This window comes from Kitasatospora sp. NPDC001225 (assembly GCF_053597855.1).
On sequence record NZ_JBSFJC010000063.1, the window covers coordinates 43,934 to 51,956 of the forward strand.

5 protein-coding genes are annotated in these 8,023 nt (G+C 71.6%); 2 read left to right on the plus strand and 3 right to left on the minus strand.

What is annotated here, in order from left to right; translation table 11 throughout:
* Positions 1–25: 25 nt before the first annotated feature.
* Complete coding sequence (locus ACWDCZ_RS22095; RefSeq protein WP_449816741.1) at positions 26–3,085, minus strand: AfsR/SARP family transcriptional regulator; 3,060 nt, start codon at positions 3,083–3,085, stop codon at positions 26–28.
* A 213-nt stretch (positions 3,086–3,298) separates the two neighbouring features.
* Here ACWDCZ_RS22095 and ACWDCZ_RS22100 point away from each other — a divergent pair, with 213 nt between their 5' ends.
* The gene (locus ACWDCZ_RS22100; protein WP_449816742.1) at positions 3,299–5,473 is read left to right on the plus strand and encodes an ATP-binding protein; all 2,175 of its coding nucleotides are present in this window, start codon (positions 3,299–3,301) and stop codon (positions 5,471–5,473) included.
* Here ACWDCZ_RS22100 and ACWDCZ_RS22105 read toward each other — a convergent pair.
* Both ACWDCZ_RS22105 and ACWDCZ_RS22110 read right to left on the minus strand, forming a co-directional pair.
* Positions 5,439–5,963: a hypothetical protein gene (locus tag ACWDCZ_RS22105; protein ID WP_449816743.1), complete on the minus strand. Its 525-nt coding sequence runs from the start codon at positions 5,961–5,963 to the stop codon at positions 5,439–5,441. The genes ACWDCZ_RS22100 and ACWDCZ_RS22105 overlap by 35 nt on opposite strands.
* Positions 5,964–6,073: 110 nt before the next feature.
* Positions 6,074–7,342 (minus strand): hypothetical protein, encoded by a 1,269-nt coding sequence (locus ACWDCZ_RS22110; RefSeq protein ID WP_241852862.1) that lies wholly within the window; start codon positions 7,340–7,342, stop codon positions 6,074–6,076.
* A gap of 369 nt (positions 7,343–7,711) precedes the next feature.
* Here ACWDCZ_RS22110 and ACWDCZ_RS22115 point away from each other — a divergent pair.
* Positions 7,712–8,023: electron transfer flavoprotein subunit beta/FixA family protein (locus ACWDCZ_RS22115; protein ID WP_449816744.1), on the plus strand; the 312-nt coding region annotated here is incomplete at its 3' end.

Here is an 8,023-nt window from a genome sequence, read left to right on the forward strand (position 1 = left end):
AATGGTGATCATATGAAGATTACGATCAAACGTCGTCGATCGCCGATTGGATCCGTGCAACCTCGTCCGCGATACCGACCTTCTCGGCCAAAGTGAGGGCCGATGTCAGATGGGCGAGCGCGGCAGACCGGTTTCCGGCTGCCGCCTCGCACGTGCCCAAGCCGCGCATGGCGGCCGCTTGCTCGCGGGCGGTGCCGATGGAACGTGCCAGCTCCAGGGCGAGCAAGTGCTGTTCCAGGGCCTCCTCGCGCCGACCGGCGGCGAGCAGGGCCCGCCCGAGCCCGTTGCGGCCGTCGGCCTCGTGGCGGACGGTTCCGAATTCACGGAAAGTCGTCAGGGCCGACCGGTAGAGCGCGAGGGCGGGTTCGAGTTCACCCGGGATTTCCAGCGTTTCCGCAAGATTGGCGCGGGCCACGGACAGGTCCAGCGGGGGGATTGCCTCGCCTGCGCCGTCCAGAATCCGCTCGAATACCTTCCGTGCTGTCGAATTTCGTCCGGCACTGAGGTGGAGCTCGCCGAAGTTGTTCAGGATCCGGAATTCGAGAACCAGGTCATTGAATTTACGGGCCAGTGGTAACGCGCTGGTGTAGACGGCGTGCGCTGATTCCGAGTCGCCCACCGACCGGTGCAGGATGCCGATGTTGACGAGGCAGCGGGCGACGTTCCACTGGTCGTCCTGTTCCTCTCGAATGGCCAGCACTTCTTGTTGTACCGTCAGCGCCTCATGGAGTCGGGTCTGCTCCCAGTGCAGCCGGCTGAGCAGGTTGAGACCGTTCGCCGCCGCGTCGAGTTCGCCCTGCGATCGGGCGAGCGCGAGCCCGTCCTCCAGGGTCTCGATCGCCGGTTCGTAGCGGGAGGCGTAGGCGAGCGTCGCGCCCAGATCGATCAGCGCCCGTGACTCCTGCCGGTGGTTCGCCTGCGACCGCCAGTACGCCGCGGCCGCCCGGTGCATGTCCTGGGCCTCACCCCAGTAGGCTTCGGCGTTCAGATGGCCGGCCAGGACGTGGGCGAGCCAGGCACCGCTCTCCGCGAGCCCGATGCGGTGTGCGTGCGAGGTCAGCGCTACCAGGCTGGTGTGCTCCGCCTCCAGCCAAGTCCTGGCACATTCATGCGAGTTCATGTCCATATCACCCAAAAGTTCTTCCAGGTCGTCGAGTTGTCCGACCCCTGGAAGTGATGCTCTCGATCTGTGTGGATAGAGCAGGCGGTCGGCGCGGTCGGCGACGTACAGGGTGAAGCGGAGCAGTCTCCGGGCCGCCGATTCCCACTGATTCCGATCGACCCCCAGGGCAACTGCGAACTCCCTTAGAAGATCGTGTAGTTGATAGCGCTCTGGCGCGATCTCCTGGATCAGGTGGCAGTTCAACAATGCCTCCAGAACCTCATCAGTCTCATCGACACTCCGCCCGAGCAGGGCCGCTGCCGCATGGACGCCGAAATCCGGTCCGGGGTAGAGGCCGAGCAGCCGGAATGCCGACCGCTGGCTGGCGGAAAGGTACTGGTAGGAGACCTCGAAGACCCGGGCGATGCTGGAGGTGCCGCTGCGGATCTCGGCGAGCCTGCCGTTCTTCCGGGAGAGGCGCCGGGCGAAGTGGGCGAGGGTCCAGGACGGGCGGCCCTTGAAGCGGCTGGCGGCGATCTCGATGGCGAGGGGCAGGTGGCCGCAGCGCTCGACGATCTCGATGATGCTCTGCGGGTCCGTCGAACGCTCGGGGCCGACCACGTTGGTGAACAGGGCCACGGCGTCGTCCACTGTCAGCACGTCCAGGAACACCGGCCGGGCGTCCGGGAGCTCCGTCAGCCGCTGGCGACTGGTGACGAGTACCAGGGCGGACGGGGCGGGCGGCAGCAGCGGGCGGACCTGAGCGGCGTTCGAGGCGTCGTCGAGGATGACGACGGCGCGGCGCGAGGACAGCGCCTCGGCGCACAGTGCGAAGACCTCGTCGGCGTCGAGCGGGATGGTGCTGGCGGGCACTCCCAGGCGTCTGAGCAGCAGGGCGCCTGCGGCCTCCGGGGTGAGCGGCGGCTGGTTGCCGACGTGGGCGCGCAGGTTGAGGTAGACGTAGCCGTCCGGGAAGTGCTCGCGCATCAGGTCGGCGGCGTGCAGGGCGAGGGTGGTCTTGCCGACCCCGGGCATGCCGAGGATCGCCGAGACGGTGACGACGCCGCCGCGGGCGAGCCGGGTGTCAGGGCCGGGCAGGACGCGGCGGAGGTCGTCCTCCCGGCCGATCAGCCGGTGCCGCCCGGGGATGTCGGCGGGCGGCACGGCCTGGGGGGCGGGGGTCAGTACGGCCTCGTTCCGTACCGGCGGCCCGGGGAGCGGGTCGCCGTGCAGGATGAGCTGGTGGAGGCGGGTGAGCGGTTCGCCGGGCTCGGTGGCGAAGTGGGCTCGGAGCAGACGGGCGACGGCGGGGTAGACGGCCAGCGCGTCGGTCTGTCGGCCGACGGCGTAGAGCGCGGTCATCAGGTGGCCGGCGAGGCGTTCGTCGGTGGGGCGGTGCTCGCGCAGGGCGGTGAGTTCGGGGATCAGTTCGGCGAAGTGGCCGATGCGCAGGTCGATCTCGATCCGGCGCAGCGTGGTGGTGAAGTGCTGGTCGGCCATGGCGGCGCGGGTGTTCTGGGCCCAGGTGCCGGGCAGGCCGGCCAGGGGTTCGCCGCACCACAGGTTGGTGGCGCGGCTGAGCACGGTTCTGGCCTGGTGGTCCTGTCCGTTCTCGGCGAGTAGTCCGGCTTGGTCGGAGAGGTCCAGATATCGGTGCCAGTCAATCAGCAGTGGGTCCGCCCGCAGAATGTACGTGTGCGATTGGGTGTCGATCGTGGGCACGTCCCCGGTGGCATTCGCCCCCGAGGCCTGCGCCGCCCGCCGCAGTAGTGCGCGCAGGTGGGAGACGTGGCTGTAGAGGCTGGTCAGTGCGCTGGGCGGAGGTTCCTCGCCCCACAGTCGGTATGCGAGCGAGTCGTGGGAGAGTGGCCTTCCGACCTCCAGGGCCAGGGCGGCCAGCAGTTGCCGTCGCTTGTCGGACGGAATCGCCAATGGCTCTCCGTTCACCGACAGTTCAACTGAACCGAGGAGATGAACCTTCATCGTGACGTCCCCCGCCGGTTGGCTACCAGCTTGCTGTGTCGCGGGTGAGCATCGCATGCGTCCGGGGCAACCGGCTATACCACTGTGGGGTTCCGGGGCCGTACTTTTGGGAATAATCTCGACTTGACGATACGTCATGTGATAGCGCCGCACCGATAATTCGTCCGAGGCTGGGGGGCCAGTGACAGGATCGACCGTGCTCGGCGGGTGCCCGTGAACGACGTCAACCTGCCGTACGGAGTGGTACGGAACTCGCTGGCCGGTGCCGCGACGGTCTCCGGCCCGGTGGTGCAGGCCGGCGCGATCCACGGCGGGTTGCACCTGCACGGGTCGTCGGCGTTGCCGACGCCGCGGCAACTCCCGCCCTGCCCTCGCAGGTTGGTGGGGCGGGAAGCCGATCTGGAGGCGCTGGACGATTCCTTGGCCGCCGAGGCGGCGTCGGCCGACGTCACCGTGGTGGTGACCGGTCCGGCCGGGGTCGGGAAGACGGCGCTGGCCGCGCAGTGGCTTCGTGGCCTGGCCGGCCGTTTCCCGGACGGCCAGCTCTACGCGGACCTGCGCGGTTACGCACCCGGAGGCCCCGCCGACCCCGCCGAGGCCCTGGGCGGCTTCCTGCGGGCCTTCGGGGTCTCCCCGGTGCCCGGGAGCATGGCGGAGGGTGCCGCGCTGTGGCGCTCGCTGGCGGCGGGGCGCCGGATCGCGGTGCTGTTGGACAACGCCTCGACGGCCGCCCAGGTGCGGCCGCTGCTGCCCGGTTCGGACCACACGGTGGTCGTGGTGACCAGCCGCCGCCGGCTCACCGGGCTCGGCATCGACGGCGCGGTGTTCCGGTCCTTGGGCCCGCTCGCCGCGGAGGCCTCCGCCGAGATCCTTGCCGAGCGGGTCGGCCGGAGCCGGGTGGTGGACGAGCGCGATGCCGCCGCCGAGGTGGTGAACGCCTGTGCCGGGCTGCCGTTGGCGATCTGCCTGGCGGCCGCGCGGATCGCGGCCCGCCCGGTGCAGTCGCTCGCCGCGACGGCCGAGATCCTGGGGCGCGGCGCCGACCGCCTCGGGGCGTTGCACGCGGACGGCGAGGCGGTGCGGGACCTGCTGGACGCCTCCTACGACGTGCTGCAGCCGGATGCGGCCCGGTTGTACGGACTGCTCGGACTGCTGCCGTTCGCCGAGTTCACCGTGGAGGCGGCCGCCGTGGTGGCGGACGTGGACCGGGTGGCGGCGGACCGGCTGCTGGACGAACTGATGGACGTCCACCTGCTGGAGGAGGTGCTGCCCGGCCGGTTCCGCTTCCACGACCTGGTCCGGCTGCACGCCCAAGGGCACGGCGCCGGACTTCGCGACGCCCAGGTCGGCCGCGCCGCCACCGACAGGATCGTCGACTGGTACCTCGCCTCGACGACCGCCGCCGAGGCGGTCGTCTCCCCGAGCCACCGCACGCTGCCGCGCGAGTACCGGACCCTGCCGGTGCACCCGGCCCGGGAGTTCGCCGACGACACGCAGGCGCTCGGTTGGCTCGACGAGGAGCGCGACCGCCTCGCCGACCTGCTGCGCTGGGCGCCCGCCTGCGGCCGGAACGCCGCCACCTGGCAACTCGCCGACGCCATGTGGCCGTTGTTCCTCCGGCTGCGTCCGGCCAGGCTCTGGGTCGAGGCCCACCGGATCGGCCTGCGTGCGGCCCGGGCGGACGGCGACCGCCGTGGCGAGCTGCGCATGCTCACCTCCGGCGGGAACGGTCTGCGGAACGCCGGCGAGGCGGCCGAGGCGGCTCGTTGGTTCAATGAAGCACTCGACCTCGCAGGGGAGTTGGCGCAGCCGCTGGCACAGGCCGACGCGCTGTACGGGCTCAGCCAGACTCACCGGATGACCGGTCGTCTGGACGAGGCCGCCGACTGTCTGCGCGAGGTGGTCCGGATCCGGGAGGCCCAGGACTACCTGCGGGGCTCGGCACTGGCCCGGCTGGCGCACGGGGAGGTGCTGTTGCTCGCGGACCGGGCGGCGGAGGCCGTCACCTCCATCGAGCGGGCGCACCGCGAGTTGGCCTCGATCGGGGACGACTACGAGGCGGCCCGGGCGATCGCCTTCCTCGGGGTGGCCCATACGACGCTGGGCGGGTACGACCGTGCCGACCGCTGCCTCCAGGAGGCGCTGGCCGGCTTCCGGGCCCGGCTGTCGGGGCATTGGGAGGCCCGGACGCTGGAGTTCGCCGGAGAGCTGGAGGAGCGGCGCGGCCGCCCCGCCGCCGCGCGTGCCCGGTTCGAGGAGTCGCTGGCCCGCTACCGGGAACTCGCCGCGACGGCGGAGGCGGCCCGACTGGCCGACCGCCTCGCCGCCTACGACACGGACTCCGGCCCCCTGGCTACACCCGACCGCCCGGCCGGTCCACGGCCCTGAAACAGGACCGCGGGAACACCGGGGAATGCCACCCGAGCACGTCGACCCGGGCCAGTTCGGCCAGCCGGCGGCCGAGTGTGAGCCAGGCGTGGGCCATCGAGCCGACGGCCAGCGGCGGGACCGCTTCGCCGGCCGCCCGGGCCGGCTGCAGGACCAGCGGCGCCCCGTCCCGGGCCAGGAGCAGCAGTGCTCCGGCGCGGTGCTCGGCGGTGGCCAGCGCACAGCCCGGGTAGGTGGCCAGGACCGCCCTGAGCCGGGCGAGGACGCCGTCCGTCGTCAATCGTCCGGCGTGCAGCACGTCCGCCTGGTGGTGCCAGCGTGCCGCCGAGGTCCGGGTGAGGTCGAGCGCGAGGTGCTCGTCCACGTATCCGGGGCCTGCCGCTGCGGGCCCGGATCCGGCGGGCAGTTCCGCCGCCAGCAGCCCGTGCACGGTGCCGACGGCCGAACTCACCTGCGCCTCGAACAGCACCGCGGTCCGTCGGACGTCCATCGGCCCGGCCCCCGGAGCGGCCCCGGTCTCCGCCCGAGCGGGCCGTTCCGCCCCGGTGGGCCCGGCCGCCCCCGCGACCGACGCCAGCCGCACCCTGTGCACCGCCGCGCTCATCCGTCCCGCCGCGACCCGGCCGCCGCGATCGCGTCCAGCGGGTCGGGCAGGTGCAGCGGCTCCGGGCCCGGGACGTGGGCGGGCTGGCCCAGCCTGAGGACGCGGTACAGCAACCGACGGGCGTTGCGGTCGAAGCGGCCGGGCTCGGAACTGATCCGGGCGGCGATGGCGGCGTACTCCTCCGGGCGGTACTGCTCGGCGGCGTAGCCGAGCTGGTCGACGAGGGGGTGTCCGGGGGCGAGTGCCGGAGCGGTGGCGGCCAGCTGGGCGGCCGGCGACCGCGGGTTGACGTGGCGGTGGGGGTACTCGGCGAGCAGGACGGGAGCGCCGGTCATCGCTCCGTACAGGGTGACCGAGCCGTGGTCCCCGATGATGAAGTCGGCGGCGACGAGCAGCGGCCGCCAGTCCGTCTCGGGCGGGATGACCGTGACGGCCCCGCGTGCGGTGGCCCTCGCCCAGGAGTGCACGGCGTAGGAGCCGTGCGCGGCCGCGATGTTGGGGTGCGTCAGCAGGACGGTCCGGTAGCCGTGCTGGGGCAACTCGGAGGTCAGCCGGGGCAGCACGGCGTCGAGCCGGGTGAAGAGCGAGCCGTTGCCCCAGGTGGAGGAGACCAGCACCAGCTTCTCCTCCGGCCGCAGTCCCAGTGCTGCCCGGTAGCGCTCCCGGTGCGGCACCGCGGCGGCGATCCGGTCGTAGCAGGGGTCGCCCACCACTTCGGCGATCGGGACGGCCTCCGGGCAGGTGCGCCGGAGTTCGAGCAGTTCCTCCTCGTGGGCGAGCGCGAAGGAGGCGGGGACGAGCCGCCCCTCCCAGCACAGGTAGTCCGGGCCGAGGCCGATGGCCGCCCGCTCGCCGTCCGGCGTGCTGCGCCGGGACAGTTTGATGTTGCCGGCGCCGTGAGGCAGCCGGACGACCGGGCCGTGCAACTGCTCCATCCCCTGGGAGCCGGCGGCCAGGATCAGGTCGAACTCCTGCCGGACGGCCTGCTCCCACGGCAGGACCGTGCCGCCCAGTGCCCGGAGGACCTCCGTGGCGCCCCTGTTGAACACGTGCGGTGCCACCGTGAACTGCACGTGGACCCGCAGGTCCGAGGCGAGCAGCGAGTAGAAGTCGTGGAGCCGTTTCGCGTACACCATGGTCTGGGCGACCACCAGCACCTCCTTGCGGTCCTGCAGCGTCTCCCACGGCCCGTTGTTGCTCCAGGCCGTGCTGCCGCGTTTCCCGCGGGGTGGCGTGGTGTCCTGTTCCCCGTGTACCAAGGTCATCCTTCTCCCCCTCCTTGATCCCAGGTCTGGCCCTCGACGGGCCCCGTGGCCGATGGTCCCCGGACGCCCTGGCGGAATCCATGAGGGGATCTGGCGGGTGCTTGCGGAAACCTTGTGTCCGCTTTCCGCGCCCGCTCGTCCGGCCCCGGGAGCGGGAAGGGTACTGAGTTCCTTTACGAGGGGTACTGAGTGCCGTATTCTCTCCGTGGAGCCTCTGACGCCAGTCGACGGGAGTCGACACGGTCTGCCGGTCCAGGTGGCGCTTGCGGTGCGCGGGTCGTGCCCGGGCCGGACTTGGCACTCAGTACCCTCGGCATGCCTGAGGCCATGGATCAGTGCACCCGTGCACCCGTGACAGGAGAACCGCTCATGAGCTTGAGGATCGTCGTCTGTGTGAAGCACGTCCCGGACGCGACGGGTGACCGTCGTTTCGCGGACGACCACACCACCGACCGGGAGGGTGTGGACGGCCTCCTGTCGGAGCTGGACGAGTACGGCGTGGAGCAGGCGCTGCGGATCGCGGAGGCGAACGAGGGCGCCGAGGTGACGGTGCTGACGGTGGGGCCGGACGACGCGAAGGACGCGTTGCGCAAGGCGCTGTCGATGGGTGCGGACAAGGCCGTGCACGTGAACGACGAGGACATCCACGGTTCGGATGTGGTCGGGACGTCGGCGGTGCTG